This window comes from Streptomyces sp. NPDC002776, from assembly GCF_053592195.1.
In genome coordinates this window covers 96,469-118,247 of sequence record NZ_JBSFVG010000004.1, presented here as the reverse complement: position 1 = coordinate 118,247, position 21,779 = coordinate 96,469, and the positions used below count along the sequence as shown (strand labels likewise).

Sequence of the window (21,779 nt, the reverse complement as noted above, 5' to 3'; positions counted from 1 at the left end):
GAAAGGGACACAGTCGGCCGGGAGGGTGATGTGATCGTTATCCGGATTTGAGCGTCCGCTGAGCGAACACATCATCTGGGCACAACCGTCACGATCAGGGCATGAGTGTGGAGACGAGGGTCTCCTGGAGCCCGCCCAGCCAGAGGTAGGCCATCACCATCGGCTTGCGCGGGTCCTCGTCCGGCAGCCGGTAGAGCAGGTCGGTGTCGTCCTCGTCGACGATGTCGAGGCGGGAGCCGATCGCCAGGCGCAGGTCGTTGAGGGCGCTCAGCCACTGGCGGGACTGCTCCACCGACAGCTTCAGGACCGCCCCGCCGTCGCCCGCGGCGCTGAGCTCGTCCAGGGAGCGGATCACCGCGAGGGCGTTGTCCCGCTTGCCGGCGCGCAGGTCGTTCTCGGTGTAGCGGCGGAACTCGGCGGAGTACGCGCGCTGCTCCTCGGCCTGCTCGGGGCCGGGCGTGCCCTCGGGGTCGCCGTAGGCGTCCGGGAACAGCCGGCGCAGTACGGGATCGGCGGGCGGTTCGCTCGGGCCGTCGGCGAAGAGTTCGGCGAGCGGGTCCTCGGTGGTCTCCGCGCCGGGTCCGGGCCCGATCAGCTCCAGGAGCTGGACGGCCAGGGACCGGATGATGGAGATCTCGACGTCGTCGAGGGCGACGGCCGCGCCGCCGCCGGGGAGCGGTTCGAAGGTTCCTGGCATCAGCGGTCGTCGCTACTTCCGGTCCTGCTGGAGGGTGGCCCACAAGCCGTAGCCGTGCATGGCCTGCACATCGCGTTCCATCTCCTCGCGGCTGCCGCTGGAGACGACCGCACGGCCCTTGTGGTGGACGTCGAGCATGAGCTTGGTGGCCTTGTCCTTGGAGTAGCCGAAGTACGTCTGGAAGACGTACGTCACGTAGCTCATGAGGTTGACCGGGTCATTGTGGACGATCGTCACCCAGGGGACGTCGGGCTCGGGAACGGCGGAAACCTCTTCCGCCGACTCGGTGCGTTCGATCTCTACGGGAGCGGGTGACGTCACATGGCCCATGCTGCCACGGGCACCAGAAATCGTCACACTGACGCGAAGTGGGGTACAGTCCTCGCTATGAACACAGCGGACCTTGGGCTGCCGGTGGATGTTCCCTCGACGGCGCTCTTCACGGACCAGTACGAGCTGACGATGCTCCGGGCCGCCCTGAAAGCGGGCACGGCCGAACGGCGGAGCGTCTTCGAGGTCTTCGCCCGCCGGCTGCCGGAGGGGCGCCGCTACGGCGTGGTCGCGGGCACCGGCCGGGTGCTGGACGCCGTGGAGAACTTCCGTTTCGACCCGGGCGTCCTCGGCTTCCTGCGCGAGCGGGCCATCGTCGACGAGGAGACCCTGGACTGGCTCGCCGGCTACCGCTTCACCGGCGACATCTGGGGCTATCCCGAGGGCGAGGTGTACTTCCCGGGCTCGCCGATCATGCGGGTGGAGGGCTCCTTCGCCGAGTGCGTGCTGCTGGAGACGGTGATCCTGTCGATCCTCAACCACGACTCGGCCATCGCCGCGGCCGCCTCCCGGATGTCCTCGGCGGCCGGGGAGAGGCCGCTGATCGAGATGGGCGCCCGGCGCACCCACGAGCTCGCCGCGGTCGCCGCCGCGCGCGCCGCGTACGTCGGCGGCTTCACCACCACCTCCGACCTGGCGGCCGGGTTCCGCTACGGCATCCCGACCGTCGGCACCTCGGCGCACGCCTTCACCCTGCTGCACGACAGCGAGCGGGACGCCTTCCGGGCGCAGGTCGACGCGCTCGGCCGGGGCACCACCCTGCTGGTGGACACCTACGACGTCACCGAGGCCGTCCGTACGGCGGTGGAGGTCGCCGGACCGGGGCTCGGCGCCGTCCGCATCGACTCCGGGGACCTGCTCCTGGTGGCCCACCGGGTGCGCCAGCAGCTGGACGAGCTGGGCGCGCGGGACACGAAGATCATCGTGACCTCGGATCTCGACGAGTACGCCATCGCCTCGCTGGCGGCGGCGCCGGTGGACGCGTACGGCGTCGGCACCCAGCTGGTGACCGGCTCCGGGCACCCGACCTGCTCGATGGTCTACAAGCTGGTCGCCCGTGCCGAGTCCGCCGACCCGAAGGCCCCGCTGGTGCCGGTCGCGAAGAAGTCCTCCGGCGGCAAGACCTCCATCGGCGGCCGCAAGTGGGCGGCGCGCCGCCTCGACCGGTACGGCATCGCGGAGGCCGAGGTCGTCGGCACGGAGGCGGTCCCCGCTGAGCTGGCCGACCGGCAGCTGCAGGTGCAGCTGGTCAAGGGCGGCGAGGTGGTGGCCCGGGAGCCGCTGGACGTCGTACGGGAGCGGCACATCGCCGCCCGCGCGGGGCTGCCGCTGTCCGCGGCCCAGCTGTCCCGAGGGGAACCCGTCCTTCCGACGGAGTACGTCCCGGTTCGGTCGGGTAGCTAACTGCGGTGCCCCTCCCGCAGTGCCGTCCCAGTCTCTAGGCTCGTGAGTTCACCCATAGTCGAAGGACAGCCATCATGCGCCGCGCCTTGATCGTCGTAGACGTGCAGAACGACTTCTGCGAGGGGGGCAGTCTCGCGGTGGCCGGGGGCGCGGATGTCGCCGCCGCCATCACCGAGCTGGTCGGACAGGCCGCCGGTTCCGGCTACCAGCATGTGGTGGCCACCCGCGACCACCACATCGCGCCCGGCGGCCACTTCGCCGACAACCCCGACTACGTCCACTCCTGGCCGGCGCACTGCGTCGCCGGCACCGAGGGCGTGGGCTTCCACCCGAACTTCGCCCCGGCGGTCGCCTCCGGCGCGATCGACGCCGTCTTCGACAAGGGGGCGTACGCGGCCGCCTACAGCGGGTTCGAGGGGGTCGACGAGAACGGCGTGACGCTCGCCGACTGGCTGCGGGACCGGGAGGTCTCGGAGGTGGACGTGGTGGGCATCGCCACCGACCACTGCGTCCGGGCCACGGCCGTGGACGCGGCCCGGGAGGGTCTGCGTACGCGTGTCCTGCTGGAGCTGACCGCGGGGGTCGCCGAGGAGACCACCGGCCGCGCCCTGGAGGAGATGCGCGAGGCCGGCATCGAACTGACCGGGAAGCCGGTCGTCGCGTAGGCGTGTGCCCGGTTAGGCCTGTGCCGTCGGTCTTCGCAGCAGGGCCTTGATCGGGCGCCACAGCTCCTGGGCGAGGTCCGGGGGCAGGGCGACACCGTTGTCAGGGGCCGTCCGCCATATCAGGCCGTCGGGGTGGTGCAGGACCGCGGTGATCTCGTCCGGGGTCGGCGGGGCGGCGTTGCCGCGCAGGTAGACCGCCCGCAGGCCCAGATTGCGGAGCCTGGTCAGGGCTCGCGCGCGGTTCTGGGCGTGCACCAGGAAACGGACCGAGCCGGTGCCGTGCGGGGTGGGCGTCGGCAGGTTCAGCGCCACCACCACGCTGCCGGTCGGCAGCTTGCAGAAACCTCCTGCGGCCATGCGGTCACATCCCCGGGTGCGTCGGTGTCAATAAGAGAGCCACAGGACGCACCTAAACACGGATCGGCGGCAACCCGCCAGGGGGTGCCGCCGATACGCTTCTGACCTGCGGAAACGCTGCCTACTTCACCGCGGGCCCGACCTCGACCGAGATCGTCGAGCCGTTCTTGGCCTCCTTGACGATCTTGATCTTGGTGTTGGTGTCAGTGACGTTGACACCGGCGAGCGGGGTCGCCGCGTCGTAGTAGGTGTGGGTGTGGTCGTTGAAGACCGGCACCCCCTTCGACGAGGGGATCCTGGTCGCGACGTCCGCGTTGTGCAGCGTGATGCCGTCCGTGCGCTGCAGGCTGAACGGCGAGTCGTAGGCCTGGATCCGGCTGCGCATCGGCGTGCCGTCGGACCACTTCAGCGCCGTCGGGTGCGAGTCGACCGGCAGGATCAGACCGACGCCCGGGTGCTTGCTGGTGTTGTTGTCCGCCTGGGAGGTGTCCCACTTCCAGATCAACAGGCCGTTCTGGTACGGGTAGTGCTCCACCCAGCTCGGACGGGTCGTGGAGAAGCCGAAATTGTACGGGCCGACCTTCAGTGTCTTGTCGTACGACACGTACTGGCGGTTCTCGGCGATGTAGTACTGCGCGTAGTCCTTGGTGAACGACGCGCCCATGCGCTGGAAGCCGTTCGCCGTCCAGGCGGCGTCCGCCGTCTCGGCGTTGTCGGTGAACAGCGCGGCACCGTCCGCGGTGACCGAGACCCGGTCGGCCGTGAAGCCCTTCTCGGCCACGCCGCCGTCGGTGGCGTAGCGGAAGCGCAGGTCGATCTTCTTGCCGGCATAGGCGTCCAGCGGGAAGGACAGCTTCTGGTACGTCTCCGAGAAGCCGCTGAGCGCGGGCTTGTCGCTGCCGTCGCGCGGGATGGCCCGGCCGTCCGCGGTGCCGTCCAGGGCGGTCCAGTTGGCGCCGCCGTCGGTGGAGACCTCGGTGTAGAGGTAGTCGTAGCCCGCCTCGATGGCGTACCAGCCGTCGAAGGCCAGCGTCGCCGACGCCTTGCCGGTGAGGTCGACGGAACGGGTCAGCGTGTTCTTGAGGTTGTCGCCGCTGCCGCTCCACCACTGGTGCGTGCCCTCGGCCGGGGCGACGATCTCGGTCGTCACCGCCTTCTTGGGCAGGTCGACGATGAGCGCCTGCTTGTTCTTGGTGTTGTACGCGGCGACGCCCAGCTTGTGCTTCGACTTGGTCGCGGCCTTCGCCTTGGCGTAGTCGAGCCAGCCCAGCTGGAGCTTGTCCCAGGAGGTCATGTCACCGGGCAGGTCACCGATGGCCTCCTTGCCGGTGCCCAGCCAGGAGCCGGAGGACATGAGGGTCCAGAAGCCGGTGGAGTTCTCGCCGCCGCCGGTGGTGTCGTAGTGGTCCGGCAGACCGAGGTCGTGGCCGTACTCGTGGGCGAAGACGCCGAGTCCGCCGTTCTCCGGCTGGACCGTGTAGTCGCCGACCCAGATGCCGGTGGAGCCGATCTGCGCGCCGCCGAGCCGGTTGTTGTCCGGCCCGGTGGCGCCGGCGTCGGTGCCGAAGGCGTACCAGCGGTGGGCCCAGATCGCGTCCTCGCCCTGGGCGCCGCCGCCCGCGGACTCGTCCTCACCGGCGTGCACGACCTGGAAGTGGTCGATGTATCCGTCGGACTCGTTGAAGTCGCCGTCGCCGTCGAAGTCGTAGCGGTCCCACTGGTCGAACTGCTTGACGTCCGCCTGGATCTCGGCGTCGGTCCGCCCCGCTGCCTTCTGCTGGGCGACCCAGGCCGTCACACCGTCACTGACGATGTTCCACACGCTCGGGCAGTTGGTCTCACCGCACTTGTTGTTGCCGTAACGGGCCTCGTTGTAGGGGACCTTGACCCAGTCGGAGACCTCGCCCTCGATGGAGTAGCGGCCCGAGGACTGCTTCTCGTAGTACTTCTTCATCGACTCGACACCCTTGCCGGTGCCGAAGTAGAGGTCCTCGAAGTGTTTCTGGTTGTAGTCCGCCTGCCAGGCGGTGCTGTTGTCCTGGGTGCGGTCCGGCTCGGCTATCCGGTTGTGCAGCGGGCCGGGGGTGCCGCCGAACTCGGGCTTGGTCTGCTCGCCGAACTCCACCAGGATCGTGAAGATCTTGTCGGTCTTCTCGCGGCCGAGCTCGACGTACTTGCTGTCGCCCTTCCTGCTCTTGAGCTCGACGACCTTCGAGCCCTCGCGCTCGGTCACCTCGGCCTTGCCGGATATGACCTGCTTCAGGGCCTCTTCGCGCTGGGCGTCCTGCGTCTTGCTCAGCGGGCCTTCGAGGTCGTGCTCGTGCTCGTGGTGCACCGGCGCCGGGTCGTGCCGGTCGATGGGGCTCGTGGCCGTGTCGTCGGCCTGCGCCATGGTGAACGCCGAGAGCGTGGCGGTGGCCGCCGCGAGCGCGACAGCCGTCGCGGCCGCTCTGAACGTCCAGGTCCTGTTCGTCACTTGAGATCCTCCCCCGCGTTCGAGCGCGCGCGACGGGAGGGTTCCTGGTCATGGGTTTCGCGCGCGCGTGATCAACGCGTGTAGTCAAGTGACGTCATTCGACTAGAGGTTCACCGGAAAAGACAGACCTTGACTTGAACAGGTCAACTGCACTATGCGGAGTCGAATTCCGCTTTACGGACACCCGCGCCCCGCTGGACAGGCGCGCGACCCCGTCCGCTGGGTGGACGCCATGACTCCGTGCGCCCCCCGTGCACCGGTACTGTTGGTTAGGTCACGCTTACTGTTCGTTCCGCTCGGGCATGCACGCGATTAGAGTCGATTGGCGGAACGCCCGGAAGTTGGCGGAATGCCAGGTCCACACCCCCCGTGTACCCCCGAATCCGAGGACACGATGACCATGCCTCGTCCGACCGCCGCACAGCTCGCCTACGGTTCGTGCACCGTGCTCTTCTCGACCCTCGCCATGCTGCTGCTGTCACAGACGAGTTCGGGTGCGGGCATCGCACTCATCGCCGTCGCGGCACTCGCCCTCGGGCTGCTGGTCGCGCTGACCGTGCCGACGCCCAAGGCCCGCGTGATCGCCCTGCGCAGGCCGGCCCAGGTCACCGCGCAGGGCGCGCCCGCCCCCGCCCCGGTACCCGAGCGCGCCGCTTCCTGACGTTCGGGCCTAGCGGGTGCTGACCACCACCGTCTTGGCCGCCTTGTCGTGCAGGCCCTGCTTGTAGGGCTTGTCGAAGAAGCTCCAGCCGCCGCAGATAGCGGTCCAGACGCAGGCGCAGCAGAAGGCGAACGGGATCCACAGCACCAACGAGCGGACCAGCGCGGTCTGCACGGAGGGCGTGGAGCCGTTGTCCAGGTTGGCCACGCGCAGGCCCAGCCACTTCTTGCCCAGCGTCTGCCCGGACCTGGAGATCATGAAGGTGTCGTAGCCGATGTAGAGCAGGGCGGCGATCAGGGACTGCCCGAGGGACTTGCCGTAGTCGACGTCGTCCGCGTTCACGTCCAGCTCGCTGACCCGGAACGCCCAGGTGAGCAGCCAGACCACGACGGCCACCAGCACCATGTCGATGATCCGCGCCAGCGTGCGCTTGCCGCTGTCGGCGAGCGGGGGCATGCCCGCGAGCGGATCGGCCGGGTAACCGCCGCCGCCGTAGGGGTCACCGCCGTAGGGCCCGCCGTACGGCGGCGGCTGGCCGCCCTGGCCCCCGGGCGGGGCGTCGTAGGGCGAGCCGGCGCCCGCACCGGTGTCCCCGGCCGGGGGCTGCTTCCTGAACGGGTCGTCTTCCGGCGGCTGCTGACCGGATCCGGGGGGCGGTTCGCTGCTCATGGCCCGAGTCGACCGCGAACCCGGCGCCCGCGCATCCGGCGAGCGGCCGTCCGGGGTACGGCATCACCCCGGGGGGTCGCCGTACCCCGTCATCCCGCGACGAACGTACCCGCGGCCTTGTCGTGCCAGCACTGGCGCCACGGCTTGTCGAACAGGCACCACAGGATGCCGACGACCCCGATGACGAGCAGTCCGGGGACGCTGTAGACGAGCCAGCGGCGCAGGGCCCCGCCGAAGGACGGCGGCTCGTGCGCCTCGATGTCGCGCACCTCCAGGCCGAACAGCTTCTTGCCCAGGGTGCGGCCCCACTTGGCGGTGGGCAGCGCCTCGTAGAGAGCGCCGAAGACCAGCAGGACGGCCAGCACGATGCCGAGATACACCGACGTCGTGCCGTCCAGCAGCCATACGGTGACGGTCTCGCCGGAGAGCTTGGCCGCCTCGATCTTCTCGTCGACGTGGTCCATCGCCTTGAGGCCGAGCGGTACGGCGGCCACGCCGGTGACGGCCGCGAGGACGACGGTGTCGAGCAGCCGGGCGGCGAACCGCTTGCCGAGGGAGGCGGGCCGCGCGGATGCCTGGCGCCGGGCGGCCGCCTGGAAGATGTCCTCGACCGGCGGCTTCCAGGGCGCGACGGGCTGCTCCTCGCCGGGCGCTCCGGCGAGCCGGTGCACCTGCTGCGCCCAGGAGGGCTGACCACCGCCGGGGCCACTGGTGACGGGGGTCGCGGCCTGGGCGCCGCCCTGAGCACCGCCTTGGGCGGGGACCTGAGACGCGGGCTGCGGGCCAGGGGCCTGGGACACGGGCTGCGGGCCGGACCGCGGGCCCGACTGCTGGGGAACCGCCGAGGCCGCCTGCGGGCCGGAGAGGGCCGTGGGGGCGGGGACTTGGGCCTGCTGCGCGGCGGCCCGGTCCACGGCGGCCTTGCCCGCGGCGAACCCGGGACCCTGGGCGGCGGGAGCGCCGAACCCGCCGACACCGGCCGAGCCCGCACCGCCACCGGACTGCGCGCCGAAGCCGCCCGCACCGGCCGCAGCCCCCGGGGCACCGCCCGAACCCGCCGCACCCCCCGACGCCGTACCACCGCCGGGCCGCGCGCCGAAGCCGCCCGCACCCGCCGCAGCCCCCGGGGCACCGCCCGAACCCGCCGCACCCCCCGACGCCGTACCACCGCCGGGCCGCGCGCCGAAGCCGCCCGCACCGGCCGCGCCCGCCGACGCCGTGCCGGTGTCGGGTGTGTCTGCTGTACCTGCCGCACCACTTGCCCCCTGGGCGGGAGCCGAGCCCGGTGTGCGCCCCTGGTGTGCCGCGGGCGCTCCGTCCTGGCGACCCGTGCGCGGGGACACGGCGCGGAACGTCATGGTGCCCTGGTCCGTGTCGGGGGTGCCGTGGGCGGCGGGGCCCGGGGTCGGGCGGCGGAAGACGAAGGTGTTGTTGGAGGCCGCGTCCTCGGCCGGCGGGATCGTGGCCGTGCCGTCCGTGCTCGGGGTGGTGCCGTCGGCCGGGGCCGGGGTGCGCGGGTCGGGGGCGCCCCACGAGACCCGGCGGTCCTGGTCGACGCCGAAGCCGGACTGACGGGAGCGGTCGGCGCCCCACGCCACGGCGGGCTCGGGGCGGCTGCCGTGCTGGGACTGGCCCTGGACCGGGGCGGGTTCACCGGCCGGGTCCTCGTCGAAGAAGTGCGGGCCCGTCTCCTCGACCGGGGCCGGGGCCGCGCCGGGCGGCGGGGCGAGCGGTTCGCCGTCCGTGGGCGCCGGACGGCTGGTGCCCGGTACCCACGCGGCACCGTTCCAGTACCGGACATATCCAGGAATGGACGGGTCCGGGTAATACCCTTCGCGGGGCCTGTCGTCACCGGGGGCCGGGGTTGGGGCGCTCATGTCCGTCGTCCCGTATCTGCTCGGGGGTCATTTGGGGGGCTCCACATCTATCAGACGCGGGCAACCCCCACCGCCAGTCCCGCGGTACCCACCCCTTTCGGGAGACGGGAAAGAAAGTCCCGCTGACCCGCGTAATGCTCCGGGCCCACCCTTCTCTCCACTCGTACGGGCCCGTTGAAGGACCCGTACGAGAAGTCACCAGAGAGGACACCGGACGCCATGCACCCCACCGTGGTAGAGCGGGAGCTGGAGCTCAAGCTCGTCCTGTCGCCCGAGCGCAGCATCCCGGTCCCGGCCCGGCTGAGCTACCGCAGCGACGACCCGTACGCCGTCCACATCGCCTTCCACATCCACTCCGACCACCCCGTCCACTGGACCTTCGCCCGCGAACTCCTCGTGGAGGGGGTGTTCCGCCCTTGCGGGCACGGGGACGTACGGGTGTGGCCGACGAAGGTCGAGGGCCGCAGCGTCGTGCTGATGGCGCTGAGTTCACCCGACGGGGACGCCCTGCTGGAGGCCCCGGCCGCGCAGCTGTCGGCCTGGCTGGAGCGGACGCTGCGGGTGGTCCCGCCGGGCTCGGAGGCCGAGCAGCTCGGCATCGACGACGGCCTGGCCGAGCTGCTCGCCCCGACCCCGGCCGACGACCTGTGGCTGGGCGACCCCTGGCCGGGCGACGAGTCCGCGGACGGGGAGTGAGCGCCGGGAGGGGGTCAGAAGAGCTTTCCCGGGTTCAGGATGCCGAGGGGGTCGAAGACCTGCTTGATGCCCCGCTGCAGCTCCACCCCCACCGGGCCGATCTCGCGCGCCAGCCACTCCTTCTTCAGGACGCCGACGCCGTGCTCGCCGGTGATGGTGCCGCCGAGTTCCAGGCCGAGGGCCATGATCTCGTCGAAGGACTCGCGGGCGCGCCGGGACTCCTCGGGGTCCTGCGCGTCGAAGCAGACCGTGGGATGGGTGTTGCCGTCGCCCGCGTGCGCGACGACGCCGATGGTCAGCTGGTACTTCTCGGCGATCCGGTCGACGCCCGCCAGCATGTCGCCGAGCCGGGACCGCGGCACGCACACGTCGTCGATCATCGTCACGCCCCGCACGGCCTCCAGCGCGGTGAGGGACAACCGCCGTGCCTGCAGCAGCAGTTCGGACTCGGCGGTGTCCTCGGCGGGGACGACCTGGGTGGCGCCCGCGGCCTCGCACAGGGCGCCCACCGCGGCGAGGTCGGGCGCCGGGTCGGGGGTGTCGAAGGCGGCGAGGAGGAGGGCCTCGGTGGTCTCCGGGAGGCCCATGTGCGCCAGGTCGTTGACGGCCTTGACGGTCGTACGGTCCATCAGTTCGAGGAGGGACGGCACGTGTCCGCCGGCCATGATCCGGCACACCGCGTCGCAGGCCTCGGCCGCGGAGCCGAACTCGGCCGCCAGCACCAACTGCCGCGGCGGCTGCGGCTTCAGCGCCAGGACGGCCCCTACGACGATGCCCAGCGAGCCCTCGGAGCCGACGAACAGCCGGGTCATGTCGTATCCCGCGACCCCCTTCGCCGTACGGCGGCCGGTGGTCATCAGCCGTCCGTCGGCGAGGACGACGTCCAGGCCGAGGACGTACTCGGCCGTCACCCCGTACTTCACGCAGCACAGCCCGCCGGAGGCGGTGCCGATGTTGCCGCCGATCGTGCACTGCTCCCAGCTGGAGGGGTCCGGCGGGTAGTACAGGCCGTGTTCGCCGACCGCGCGGGACAGGGCGGCGTTGACGACGCCCGGTTCGACGACGGCGATGCGGTCGACCGGGTTGATCTCCAGGATCCGGTCCATCCGGGTCAGGGACAGCACGATGCAGCCGTCGCTGGCGTTGGCCGCGCCGGACAGGCCGGTGCGGGCGCCCTGCGGGACGACCGGCACGCGCAGGTCGGTGGCGGTGCGCATGACGTGCTGGACCTGCTCGACCGTCCGCGGCAGGACGACCGCGGCCGGGACGCCCGCCGGGCAGAAACTGGCCATGTCGTGCGCGTAGGAGCCCGTGATGTCGGGGTCGGTGAGGACCGCCTCGGCGGGCAGCGCGGTGAGCAGACGGTTGACGAGGTCGTGGCTCATGATCACAGCCTGACACCGGGGGCCATCGGTGTGAACCCCGCCAGTGGGGGGCTTTCGGTACGGGAATGTGGTCGTCGTACTGACGCACAGTGAGCGCCATGGAGAAGCAACAGCAGGAGCGGCGCCGGTGGGCCGGCCGACGGGTGCTGGTCGGTTCGGCCGTGGGGTGTGCCGTGCTGGGCGGGGTGCTGACGCTGCTGCCGTGGGCGCCGCGGACGGGTGCGCCGCCCGCGCCGACGCCGGGTGCGCAGGCGCTGGCCGCGGTCACCACCGGCGTCCCGGCCGCGCTGCCCGACCTGGCGGTGCTGATCGGTGAGCGGGAGAGCCATCTGCGCGAGCACCCGAAGGACGCCCGGTCCTGGGCGGTGCTCGGGGCCGCCTATGTGGAGCAGGGGCGGCGGACCGCGGATGCGGCGTACTACCCGAAGGCCGAGCGGGCGCTGCGGACCTCCCTGAAGGTGCGGGCGAAGGGCAATGTCGAGGCGCTCGCCGGTCTTGCCGCGCTGGCGAACGCGCGCCGGGACTTCCCCGCCGCGCGGACGTGGGGCGAGGCCGCGCTGAAGCTGGACCGGAAGCGGTGGACGACGTATCCGCTGCTGATCGACGCCTATACCGGGACGGGCCAGTACAAGGCGGCGAAGCGGACCCTGGACCGCCTGCTGGAGCTGCGCTCCGGGCCCGCGGTGCTGGCCCGCGCCGGGGCCGTGTACCGGGACCACGGCTGGCGCGAGGACGCCGCGGCCGCCCTCTCCGACGCGGCGGCGGCCGCCGAGGCGCCGGCCGAGCGGGCCGCGTACCTGGAGCGGGGCGGGCAGCTGGCCTGGGAGCGCGGCGACCGGGAGGGGGCGCTGCGCCACTTCCAGGAGGCGGTGCGGCTCGACCCGGACCAGCGGGCCGCGCAGGCCGGGCAGGGCCGGGCGCTGGCGGCCCTCGGCCGCATCACCGACGCGCTGAACGCCTACCGGGTGGCCCTCGCCAAGCAGCCGCTGCCCGAGTACGCCCTGGAACTGGGCGAGTTGTACGAGTCCCTGGGGCTCGGGCAGGCGGCCCGGGTGCAGTACGACGTGCTGCGCGACCAGGTGCGCCGGGCGAGCGCGGGCGGGGCCGACGAGCAGGTGGTGCTCGGCCGGTTCGAGGCGGACCACGGGGATCCGCAGGCGGCGGTACGGCGGCTGCGGGCCGAGTGGAAGCGGCAGCCCGGGATCGCGGTGGCGGACGCGCTGGGGTGGGCGCTGCACCGGGCCGGACAGGACGAGGAGGCGCTGCGGTTCGCCCGGATCGCGACCGACAGGACGAAGGGGGGCGGGGTGCGCAGTGCGCTGTACGCGTACCACCGCGGGATGATCGAGAAGGACCTGGAGCGGTCCGGTCCCGCGCGGCGCCGCCTTCAGGAGGCGCTGCGGATCAACCCGTACTTCTCGACGCTGCACGTGGCGCGGGCCCGCCGGGCCCTGGACGAGCTGGGCGAGCCCGCGCCGGGGGCGCCCTAGAGGTTGCCGCGCTTGGCCTGCTCGCGCTCGATCGCCTCGAAGAGGGCCTTGAAGTTGCCCTTGCCGAAGCCCATCGAGCCGTGGCGTTCGATGATCTCGAAGAAGACGGTCGGACGGTCCTGGACCGGCTTGGTGAAGATCTGCAGCAGATAGCCGTCCTCGTCGCGGTCGGCGAGGATCTTCAGCTCGCGCAGGGTCTCGACGGGGACGCGGGTGTCGCCGACCCACTCGCCGAGGGTGTCGTAGTAGGAGTCCGGGGTGTCGAGGAACTGGACCCCGGCCGCGCGCATGGTGCGGACGGTGGCGACGATGTCGTTGGTGTTCAGCGCGATGTGCTGGACGCCGGCGCCGCCGTAGAACTCCAGGTACTCGTCGATCTGCGACTTCTTCTTGGCGATGGCGGGCTCGTTGATCGGGAACTTGACCTTGAGCGTGCCGTCGGCCACCACCTTCGACATCAGCGCGCTGTACTCGGTGGCGATGTCGTCGCCCACGAACTCCTTCATGTTCGTGAAGCCCATGACCTTGTTGTAGAAGCCGACCCACTCGTTCATGCGGCCGAGTTCCACGTTGCCGACGCAGTGGTCGATCGCCTGGAAGGTGCGCTTCGCGGGCGGCTGGACGAGCGGGGCGGCGGAGGCGTAGCCGGGCAGGTACGGGCCGTCGTAGCCGGTGCGCTCGACGAGGGTGTGGCGGGTCTCGCCGTAGGTGGCGATGGCGGCGAGGACGACCGTGCCGTGCTCGTCCTTCAGCTCGTACGGCTCGGTGACGGAGCGGGCGCCGTGCTCCAGGGCGTAGGCGTAGGCGGCGCGGGCGTCCGGGACCTCGATGGACAGGTCGATGACGCCGTCGCCGTGCTCGGCCACGTGCTGGGCGAGGAAGCGGCCCCAGTCGGTGGTGGGCTTGATGACCGAGGTGAGGACGAAGCGGGCGGAGCCGTTCTCCAGGACGTACGAGGCGGTCTCGCGGGTGCCGTTCTCCGGTCCGGAGTAGGCGACCAGCTGCATGCCGAAGGCGGTGGAGTAGAAGTGCGCCGCCTGCTTGGCGTTGCCCACGGCGAAGACGACCGCGTCCATTCCCTTGACCGGGAAGGGATCGGCCTGCCGGGCGGTGTCGGGAGTGAGGTCTGTGGTCTGCGTCATAGCCGCAGCGTGGCCCCACCTCGCAAGGTGCGCAATAGTTTGCGTATTCGCTGGGCAATGTGCGCAGCGTTACGTCCGCCTCGGCGGGCTTTCTGTACAGGATGACCAGTGCCGGGAGGGGCCCATGGGGATCGATCGGCTGGACGGGCGCATCATCGTGCTGCTCGCGCGGGAGCCGCGGATCGGGGTGCTGGAGATGTCCCGGCGGCTGGGCGTGGCCCGCGGGACCGTGCAGGCGCGGCTCGACCGGCTTCAGTCGAACGGAGTCATCCGTGGTTTCGGTCCCCAGGTCGACCCGGCGGCGCTCGGCTATCCGGTCACCGCCTTCGCCACGCTGCAGATCCGCCAGGGCCAAGGGCCCGATGTCCGGGCGCACTTGGCGACGGTTCCGGAGGTGCTGGAGCTGCACACGACCACCGGTAGCGGGGACATGCTGTGCCGGCTCGTGGCCCGCTCGAACGCCGATCTGCAACGGGTCATCGACCGGGTTGTCGGTTTTGATGGGATTGTCCGGGCCTCCACCGCGATCGTGATGGAGAACCCTGTGCCGCTGCGGGTGATCCCGCTGGTGGAGCAGGCGGCGGAGGACCACCGGGAGCGGAGCTGACCGTCGAGCGGCTGGGGTGAGCGTGTGAACTTCTGGGAGTACCTGGGCACCCGCCACCAGCAGCTGCTCACCGACGCCTACCAGCACGCGAGCGCCGTGTTCCAGTGCATGGTCGTGGCGACCGCGCTGGGCGTGCTGATCGGGGCCGTCACCTATCGCAGCGAATGGGCCGGGAACCTCGCCACGACGACCACCTCGACCATCCTGACCATTCCGTCGCTCGCCATGATCGGTCTGCTCATCCCGATCGTGGGCCTGGGTGTCCCGCCCACGGTGATCGCGCTGACGCTGTACGGGCTGCTGCCGATCGTGCGCAACGCGATCGTCGGGCTGCGCGGGGTCGATCCCACCCTGGTGGACGCGGCCAGGGGCATCGGGATGTCCCGGCTGATGCGGCTGGCCCGGATCGAGCTGCCGCTGGCCTGGCCGCCGATCCTGACCGGCATCCGGGTCTCGACGCAGATGCTGATGGGCATCGCGGCGATCGCGGCCTACGCCTCGGGTCCCGGCCTCGGCAACGAGATCTTCCGCGGCATCGCCTCGCTGGGCAGCAAGAACGCGCTCAACCAGGTGCTCGCGGGCACGCTCGGGATCATCGTCCTGGCCCTGCTGTTCGACGCCGCGTACGTCCTGATCGGACGGCTGACCATTCCCAGGGGGATCCGTGCCTGAGTCCAGTACATCCGGTACGTCCGGTGCCTCGATCGAGCTGGAGAACCTGACGAAGCGGTATCCGGGCAATCCGAGCCCGGCCGTCGACAACGTCAACATGGAGATCCAGGCGGGCGAGATCGTCATCTTCGTCGGTCCGTCGGGGTGCGGGAAGTCCACGACACTCAAGATGATCAACCGGCTGATCGAACCGACCGGTGGCCGGATCCGGATCGGCGGCGAGGACGTCACCGACATCGACCCGGTGAAGCTGCGCCGGAAGGTCGGCTACGCGATCCAGTCGGCCGGTCTGTTCCCGCACATGACGGTCGCGCAGAACATCGCGCTGGTGCCGAAGATGGTCGGCTGGCCCAAGGGGCGGATCAAGAACCGGGTGGAGGAGCTGCTCGACCTGGTCGGGCTCGACCCCGGGGAGTTCCACGGCCGCTATCCGCGCCAGCTCTCGGGCGGTCAGCAGCAGCGGGTGGGCGTGGCCCGGGCGCTCGCCGCCGATCCACCGGTCCTGCTGATGGACGAGCCGTTCGGCGCGGTCGACCCGATCACCCGGGACCATCTCCAGGACGAGCTGATCAGGTTGCAGCACGAGCTGCACAAGACGATCGTCTTCGTCACCCATGACTTCGACGAGGCGATCAAGCTCGGTGACCGGATCGCCGTGCTGCGCGAGCACTCGCACATCGCCCAGTTCGACACCCCGGAGGCGATCCTCACCAACCCGGCCGACGACTTCGTCTCCGGGTTCGTCGGCGCCGGGGCGGCGCTGAAGCGGCTGAACCTGACCCGCGTACGGGATGTGGGGATCACCGACTATCCGACGGTGACCGTGGACGACCCGCTCCAGGAGATCTTCAACAAGCTCCGCTCCAGCGGCACCAACGAGATCCTGCTGCTCGACAAGCGCGGCCGGCCCTACAAGTGGCTGCGGCGCGGTGATCTGATGCGGGCCAAGGGCTCCCTGGCCCGGGCGGGCACGCTGGTGCACGACACGGTCACCCGGGACGCCACGCTGCGCGACGCCCTGGAGGCGGTCCTGACCGACAACGCGGGCCGGGTCGCGGTCACCGGGCGGCGCGGCGCGTACGAAGGCGTCGTGGACATGGAGACGCTGATGAACTCCGTGCACGAACTGCTGGAGGCGGACCGGCTGGAGGCGATGGAGCACCAGCACGACCTGGAGTCGGCGCGGGCCCCCCAGACGCACGCCGAGCAGGAGGGCATCGGAGGGGAGAAGAAGGCGTGACCACCTCTCCCGAGCAGCAGCGCCCCGAGGGCGAGCACGAGGTCAAGGGGCTCGCCTTCCGTGACGAGGGCGAGGCCGAGGCCGAGCCGGCCGCGCCCCCGCCGCCGGCGGTCACCGCACACCGGGTGACCTGGCAGAAGCTGACCTTCCTGCCGGCGCTGCTGGTGGCGGTGCTGCTGGCGACCTGGCTCTGGTTCCGGCAGGCGGACCTGGACTCGATCTCCGAGAACGCGCTCGCCGACGGCCAGGTGTCCAAGGCGCTGTGGCAGCACATCGAACTGACCGTGGTCTCCACCTTCTTCGTGCTGATCATCGCGATCCCGCTGGGGATCCTGCTGACCCGCACGGCGTTCCGCAAGGCGACGCCGGTGGCGATGACCATCGCGAACATGGGCCAGGCCACCCCCGCGATCGGCCTGCTCGCCCTGCTGGTGATCTGGCTGGGCACCGGCACGACATCGGCCCTGATCGGCATCACCCTCTACGCCATCCTGCCCGTGCTGTCGAACACGATCGCGGGCCTGAAGGCGAACGATCCGACGCTGCTGGAGGCGGCGCGCGGCATCGGCATGTCCCCTCTGGGCGTGCTGACCCGGGTGGAGCTGCCGCTGGCGGTCCCGCTGATCCTGGCCGGGGTCCGCACGGCCCTCGTTCTGAACGTGGGGACGGCGACGCTGGCGACCTTCGGCGGGGGCGGTGGTCTGGGGGTGCTGATCACCACCGGCATCACCAACCAGCGCATGCCGGTGCTGATGCTCGGCTCCATTCTCACGGTGGCCCTGGCCCTGCTGGTGGACTGGCTGGCCTCGTTGGCCGAGCTGCTGCTCAGGCCGCGTGGACTGGAGGTGGGGACATGAGACGGGCCGCGTGTCTGCTGCTGACCGGGGCGCTGGTGTCGGCCTGCGGGCTGACCAGCGGCTCCCCCATGGTCGACGACGTCCGGCCCGGCTCGATCGGCCGGGGCGAGCCGCTGAAGGGCGCCGATCTGACGGTCACTTCCAAGGAGTTCAGCGAGCAGCTGATCCTGGGCGCGATCATGGGCATCGCCTTCGAGGCGGCCGGCGCCAGCGTCCTGGACCGCACCGGGATCCAGGGCTCCATCGGCTCGCGGGAGGCGGTCAAGAGCGGCGCGGCGGACGCGGACTACGAGTACACGGGCACCGGATGGATCAACTACCTCGGCAACGCCGAGCCGTTGCCCGATCCGCGGGAGCAGTGGGAGGCGGTGCGGGACGCGGACCGCGAGAACGGGGTGACGTGGCTGGAGCCGTCGCCCCTGAACAACACGTACGCCCTGGCGATGAACCGGGCCAACTTCGAGAAGTACGGCACGAAGACGCTGTCGGACGTGGCGGAGCTGGCGAAGAAGGACCCGGGCGCGGTGACGCTGTGCGTGGAGAACCAGTTCGCCAACCGGAACGACGGGCTGCCGGGCATGGCGAAGAAGTACGGCATGGACATCCCGGCGAGGAACGTCACGCAGATGGACACCGGGATCATCTACACGCAGGCGGCGAAGGGCAGTTGCACCTTCGGCGAGGTCTTCACCACCGACGGCCGCATCAAGTCGATGGACCTGGTGGTGATGGAGGACGACAAGAAGTTCTTCCCCCACTACAACGCCGCCCCGATGGTCCACACGAAGACGCTGGAGGAGTACCCGGAGATCGCGGACATCCTGGCCCCCGTCACGAAGAAGCTGAACAACTCGGTGGCGCGGGAGCTGAACGCGAAGGTGGACGTGGAGGGCGAGGACCCGCACGAGGTCGCGCTGGAGTGGATGGTGCAGGAGGGGTTCGTCAAGGAGGGCTGAGCGCTAGCAGCTCGGCACGTTGCCCTTGCCCTTCTCCAGGGCGATCAGGGAGTCGATGGTGCCCTGGAGGGTGGTGACCGGGATGAGGCGGAGGCCGTCGGGGAGTTCCGCCTTCGCGTCCGAGCACTCCGCCTTCGGCACGAGGAACACGGTCGCGCCGTCCCGGCGGGCGGCCTGCGTCTTCAGGGCGACTCCGCCGACGGCGCCGACCTTGCCGTCGGCGTCGATGGTGCCCGTACCGGCGATGCTGCGGCCGCCGGTGAGATCGCCGCCGCTGCCGTCGCCGTCCAGTTTGTCGACGATGCCGAGGGAGAAGAGGAGGCCGGCGCTGGGTCCGCCGACGTCGGCGAGTTCCAGGCCGACCTTGATCTTCCTGGCGTCGAGGTCGAGGTGGTTCAGGGCGGCCTCGGCGGCGGCGTCCTGGGACTTACGCATCTGCTCGGTGTTGTACTTCTCGATCTCGTCGGTGCTCTTGTCGCTGGGGTAGACCGCGTCCCGGGGCATGACGGCGCGGTCGGTGCGGAACCAGGAGTCGAGGATGTCCGCGAGGGAGACGCTGGTGTCGGGGCCGGTGGCCTCGATGGTCGTCATCCGCAGCTGCCCGCTGGTCTCCCGGGTGGCCGCCCCGGAGATCGTGATGACCGGCTCGCCCTTGTTCTCCCCGAGCACGTTCGCCGTCATCCCGGGCTGTGTGAGGGAGAACGGCAAGGGCGCGAAGGCGGCCGAGGCCAGCAGCCCGACGACGGGCAGCGCGCACACGGCGAGGGCCCGGGGGCGAGAGAGACGAGAGAGGCGAGAGAGCACGGGGTCAATCTAACGTGACGCCGTACGGCTCGGGCCGACAGGCGGCGTCAGCGCAGCGCCTCCGCCACCTCCCGGGCCGCGTCCACCACCCGCGGGCCGACCCGCTCCGGTACCGCGTCCGCCAGCATGACCACGCCGACGCTGCCCTCGACGCCGGTCACCCCCAGCAGCGGCGCCGCGGCCCCGCTCGCGCCGGCCTCCAGCTCGCCGTGGGTCAGCGTGTACCCGGGTTCCTCCTGCGACTGCCGCCGGGCCGCGAGGATCGCCTTGCCTGCGGCCCCGCGCTCCAGCGGATGCCGGAAGCCGGCCCGGTACGCCACGTGGTAGTCCGTCCAGGTCGGCTCGACCACCGCCACGGCCAGCGCCTCGGCCCCGTCCACCAGGGTCAGGTGAGCCGTCGCCCCGATGTCCTCGGCCAGCGAGCGCAGCGCCGGCAGCGCGGCCTCCCGGACCAGCGGATGCACCTGGCGGCCCAGGCGCAGCACCCCCAGACCGACCCGGGCCCGGCCGCCCAGGTCCCGGCGTATCAGCGCATGCTGCTCCAGCGTGGCGAGCAGCCGGTACACAACGGTCCGGTTCACGCCCAGTTTGTTGGATAGCTCGGTGACGGTCAGCCCGTGGTCCGTGTCGGCCAGCAGCTTGAGGACCCGTAGTCCCCGGTCGAGCGTCTGAGAGGTCTCCGCGGTCACGACGCCCACTCCTTAGTGGTGAGGTCGACGGCCCCCTCGCGGCAGATGCGTCACCGAGTCCCGTCGGTGACGCGCTTCAGAGGCCGCCGATCGGCCGGCGGTCCGGCCAGTCCGGACCGCGTCGCTTCACGGCTGCGCTCCGCGGCGGCGCTGCCACGGGGCGTGTGCGTAGCGGGACAGTAGCGAAGCCGGTTCGCTGAGCGGAAGGCTCCGTCCAGAATCCGGGCACCGGCCGGTACGGCCTGCTTGTGTTTGTCCAGTTACGTACAGCACACGAATCTCCGGGCATCACGTCCGGTCTCACCGCATCCGGGTCGCCCACTCCTGGACCTTCTCGATGCGCTGCCGCAGCTGGCCCGCCGTCGCCTCCGCGCTCGGCGGCCCCCCGCACACCCGCCGCAGCTCGGTGTGGATCACGCCGTGCGGCTTGCCGCTCTGGTGGACGTACGCGCTGACCATCGTGTTGAGCTTCTTGCGCAGCTCCATCATCTCCTTGTGCGAGACGACGGGCCGCCGCTCGGCGGGCAGTTCGAGGAGGTCGGCCTCGGCGTCCGGCTTCTTGCGGCTGTGCGCGATCTGCCGGGCCTGCCGCTTCTGGAGCAGCAACTGGACCTGGTCCGGCTCCAGCAGGCCGGGGATGCCGAGGTAGTCCTGCTCCTCCTCGCTGCCCGGGTGCGCCTGCATGCCGAACTCGGCGCCGTCGTAGAGGACCCGGTCGAAGACGGCCTCGGACTCCAGGGCCTCGAAGGCGAACTGCTCCTGTTCGCCGGTGTCCTCGTCCTGCTCCTTGTTCGCCTCCTCCATCTCCTTCTCGGACTCGGCGTAGGGGTCCTCCTCGCCCTCCTTCTTCGGCTTGTCGAGGGCGTGGTCGCGCTCGACCTCCATCTCGTTGGCGAAGGTGAGCAGGTCGGGCACGGTCGGCAGGAAGACCGAGGCGGTTTCGCCGCGCCGCCGGGACCGTACGAAACGGCCGACCGCCTGCGCGAAGAACAGGGGCGTGGAGATGGTCGTGGCGTACACGCCGACGGCGAGCCGGGGCACGTCGACGCCCTCGGACACCATGCGGACGGCGACCATCCAGCGGTCGTCGCCGGCGCTGAAGGTGTCGATCCGCTTCGACGCGCCGACGTCGTCGGACAGCACGAGGGTCGCCTTCGTGCCCGTGATCTCGCGGATGAGCTTGGCGTAGGCGCGGGCGGAGTCCTGGTCGGAGGCGATGACGAGGGCGCCCGCGTCCGGGATGGCCTTGCGGACCTCGGTGAGGCGCTGGTCGGCGGCGCGCAGCACGCTCGGCATCCACTCGCCGCGCGGATCGAGCGCCGTGCGCCAGGCCTGCGAGACGGCGTCCTTGGTCATCGGCTCCCCGAGCCGGGCCGCGATCTCGTCGCCGGCCTTCGTCCGCCAGCGCATGTTGCCGCTGTAGGAGAGGAAGATGACGGGCCGCACGACCCCGTCCGTCAGGGCCGATCCGTAGCCGTAGGTGTAGTCGGCGGCCGAGCGCCGGATGCCCGCGTTGTCCTCCTCGTACGTGACGAAGGGGATCGGGTTGGTGTCGGACCGGAAGGGCGTACCGGTGAGCGCGAGCCGGCGGGTGGCGGGCTCGAACGCCTCCAGGCAGGCCTCGCCCCAGGACTTGGAGTCACCGGCGTGGTGGATCTCGTCGAGGATGACGAGGGTCTTGCGCTGCTCGACGCGGTTGCGGTGCAGCATCGGGCGTACGCCGACACCGGCGTAGGTCACCGCGACGCCCTGGTAGTCCTTGCCGAGGGGGCCCGCGCTGTACTCGGGGTCGAGCTTGATCCCTATCCGCGCGGCCGCGTCCGCCCACTGCTTCTTCAGGTGCTCGGTCGGCGCGACCACGGTCACCTGCTGCACGACATGGTGGTGCAGCAGCCAGGAGGCCAGCGTCAGCGCGAAGGTGGTCTTGCCCGCGCCGGGCGTGGCGACCGCGAGGAAGTCACGCGGCTGCTCCTGGATGTACTTCTCCATCGCCCCCTGCTGCCAGGCACGCAGCTTGCTGGCGGTACCCCAGGGGGCCCGGCCGGGGAAGGCGGGGGAAAGGTGGTGCGAGGAGGAAGCGGCGGTGGTAGTCACGGTCTCCGTGG

At 71.0% G+C, this 21,779-nt stretch carries 21 protein-coding genes; 10 read left to right on the top strand and 11 right to left on the bottom strand.

The genetic code is table 11. From position 1 onward, the window contains the following. Positions 1-94 precede the first annotated feature (94 nt). Together ACWD11_RS10380 and clpS are read right to left on the bottom strand one after the other, a co-directional pair. A complete protein-coding gene (locus ACWD11_RS10380) occupies positions 95-697 on the bottom strand; it encodes a DUF2017 domain-containing protein (protein ID WP_389415745.1) in 603 nt (200 codons plus the stop codon). A 12-nt stretch (positions 698-709) separates the two neighbouring features. Next, positions 710-1,027, bottom strand: coding sequence for an ATP-dependent Clp protease adapter ClpS (gene clpS / locus ACWD11_RS10375; RefSeq protein WP_389415744.1), 318 nt, complete (start codon positions 1,025-1,027; stop codon positions 710-712). A gap of 57 nt (positions 1,028-1,084) precedes the next feature. Between clpS and ACWD11_RS10370 the strand changes: the two genes are divergently transcribed. Together ACWD11_RS10370 and ACWD11_RS10365 are read left to right on the top strand one after the other, a co-directional pair. Continuing rightward, a complete protein-coding gene (locus tag ACWD11_RS10370; RefSeq protein ID WP_389415743.1) occupies positions 1,085-2,431 on the top strand; it encodes a nicotinate phosphoribosyltransferase in 1,347 nt (448 codons plus the stop codon). A 74-nt stretch (positions 2,432-2,505) separates the two neighbouring features. Further along, a complete protein-coding gene (locus ACWD11_RS10365; protein ID WP_451119075.1) occupies positions 2,506-3,096 on the top strand; it encodes an isochorismatase family protein in 591 nt (196 codons plus the stop codon). Positions 3,097-3,108: 12 nt separating this feature from the next. Here ACWD11_RS10365 and ACWD11_RS10360 read toward each other — a convergent pair whose 3' ends face one another. Together ACWD11_RS10360 and ACWD11_RS10355 are read right to left on the bottom strand one after the other, a co-directional pair. Then, entirely contained in the window at positions 3,109-3,453 is a 345-nt protein-coding gene (locus ACWD11_RS10360; RefSeq protein ID WP_451282425.1) for a hypothetical protein, read from the bottom strand. Between the two features lie 121 nt (positions 3,454-3,574). After that, the gene (locus tag ACWD11_RS10355) at positions 3,575-5,929 is read right to left on the bottom strand and encodes an immune inhibitor A domain-containing protein (protein ID WP_451282423.1); all 2,355 of its coding nucleotides are present in this window, start codon (positions 5,927-5,929) and stop codon (positions 3,575-3,577) included. A gap of 400 nt (positions 5,930-6,329) precedes the next feature. On the opposite strand from ACWD11_RS10355, the gene ACWD11_RS10350 reads away from it, so the two are divergent. After that, positions 6,330-6,590 carry a hypothetical protein gene (locus tag ACWD11_RS10350; protein ID WP_389415739.1) on the top strand — a complete coding sequence of 87 codons (261 nt, stop codon included), beginning with the start codon at positions 6,330-6,332 and terminating at the stop codon, positions 6,588-6,590. Between the two features lie 9 nt (positions 6,591-6,599). On the opposite strand, the gene ACWD11_RS10345 is transcribed toward ACWD11_RS10350, so the two are convergent. Beyond that, on the bottom strand, positions 6,600-7,259 hold the full coding sequence (locus tag ACWD11_RS10345) for an RDD family protein (protein WP_451282421.1): 660 nt from the start codon (positions 7,257-7,259) through the stop codon (positions 6,600-6,602). A gap of 89 nt (positions 7,260-7,348) precedes the next feature. Beyond that, positions 7,349-9,136 (bottom strand): RDD family protein, encoded by a 1,788-nt coding sequence (locus tag ACWD11_RS10340; protein ID WP_451282419.1) that lies wholly within the window; start codon positions 9,134-9,136, stop codon positions 7,349-7,351. A gap of 219 nt (positions 9,137-9,355) precedes the next feature. Between ACWD11_RS10340 and ACWD11_RS10335 the strand changes: the two genes are divergently transcribed. Further along, positions 9,356-9,832, top strand: coding sequence for an SsgA family sporulation/cell division regulator (locus ACWD11_RS10335; RefSeq protein ID WP_451282417.1), 477 nt, complete (start codon positions 9,356-9,358; stop codon positions 9,830-9,832). Positions 9,833-9,846: 14 nt separating this feature from the next. Here ACWD11_RS10335 and ACWD11_RS10330 read toward each other — a convergent pair whose 3' ends face one another. Then, complete coding sequence (locus ACWD11_RS10330; protein WP_389415735.1) at positions 9,847-11,217, bottom strand: FAD-binding oxidoreductase; 1,371 nt, start codon at positions 11,215-11,217, stop codon at positions 9,847-9,849. Between the two features lie 98 nt (positions 11,218-11,315). Between ACWD11_RS10330 and ACWD11_RS10325 the strand changes: the two genes are divergently transcribed. Then, entirely contained in the window at positions 11,316-12,707 is a 1,392-nt protein-coding gene (locus ACWD11_RS10325; protein ID WP_451282415.1) for a tetratricopeptide repeat protein, read from the top strand. Here ACWD11_RS10325 and hppD read toward each other — a convergent pair. Beyond that, a complete protein-coding gene (hppD, locus tag ACWD11_RS10320; RefSeq protein WP_451282413.1) occupies positions 12,704-13,849 on the bottom strand; it encodes a 4-hydroxyphenylpyruvate dioxygenase in 1,146 nt (381 codons plus the stop codon). The genes ACWD11_RS10325 and hppD overlap by 4 nt on opposite strands. 124 nt (positions 13,850-13,973) lie before the next feature. Here hppD and ACWD11_RS10315 point away from each other — a divergent pair, with 124 nt between their 5' ends. From ACWD11_RS10315 to ACWD11_RS10295, 5 genes are read left to right on the top strand one after another with little or no spacing between them, the layout of a single operon-like run. Then, on the top strand, positions 13,974-14,456 hold the full coding sequence (locus tag ACWD11_RS10315; RefSeq protein WP_389415732.1) for an Lrp/AsnC family transcriptional regulator: 483 nt from the start codon (positions 13,974-13,976) through the stop codon (positions 14,454-14,456). A 24-nt stretch (positions 14,457-14,480) separates the two neighbouring features. Continuing rightward, positions 14,481-15,128, top strand: coding sequence for an ABC transporter permease (locus tag ACWD11_RS10310; protein WP_389415731.1), 648 nt, complete (start codon positions 14,481-14,483; stop codon positions 15,126-15,128). Continuing rightward, positions 15,121-16,368 (top strand): betaine/proline/choline family ABC transporter ATP-binding protein, encoded by a 1,248-nt coding sequence (locus tag ACWD11_RS10305; protein WP_389415730.1) that lies wholly within the window; start codon positions 15,121-15,123, stop codon positions 16,366-16,368. Before ACWD11_RS10310 ends, ACWD11_RS10305 begins: the two co-directional genes overlap by 8 nt. After that, positions 16,365-17,225, top strand: a complete 861-nt coding sequence (locus ACWD11_RS10300) for an ABC transporter permease (protein WP_389415729.1) — start codon at positions 16,365-16,367, stop codon at positions 17,223-17,225. The genes ACWD11_RS10305 and ACWD11_RS10300 overlap by 4 nt, the downstream gene beginning before the upstream one ends. Then, positions 17,222-18,181 carry a glycine betaine ABC transporter substrate-binding protein gene (locus ACWD11_RS10295; protein ID WP_451282410.1) on the top strand — a complete coding sequence of 320 codons (960 nt, stop codon included), beginning with the start codon at positions 17,222-17,224 and terminating at the stop codon, positions 18,179-18,181. The genes ACWD11_RS10300 and ACWD11_RS10295 overlap by 4 nt, the downstream gene beginning before the upstream one ends. A gap of 3 nt (positions 18,182-18,184) precedes the next feature. On the opposite strand, the gene ACWD11_RS10290 is transcribed toward ACWD11_RS10295, so the two are convergent. The 3 genes from ACWD11_RS10290 to ACWD11_RS10280 all read right to left on the bottom strand — a co-directional run bounded on the left by ACWD11_RS10290 (position 18,185) and on the right by ACWD11_RS10280 (position 21,768). Further along, positions 18,185-18,985 (bottom strand): S16 family serine protease, encoded by an 801-nt coding sequence (locus ACWD11_RS10290; RefSeq protein WP_451282408.1) that lies wholly within the window; start codon positions 18,983-18,985, stop codon positions 18,185-18,187. Between the two features lie 47 nt (positions 18,986-19,032). Next, entirely contained in the window at positions 19,033-19,674 is a 642-nt protein-coding gene (locus tag ACWD11_RS10285) for an IclR family transcriptional regulator (protein WP_389415725.1), read from the bottom strand. A 300-nt stretch (positions 19,675-19,974) separates the two neighbouring features. Further along, entirely contained in the window at positions 19,975-21,768 is a 1,794-nt protein-coding gene (locus tag ACWD11_RS10280) for a DEAD/DEAH box helicase (RefSeq protein WP_389415724.1), read from the bottom strand. Positions 21,769-21,779: the final 11 nt, after the last annotated feature.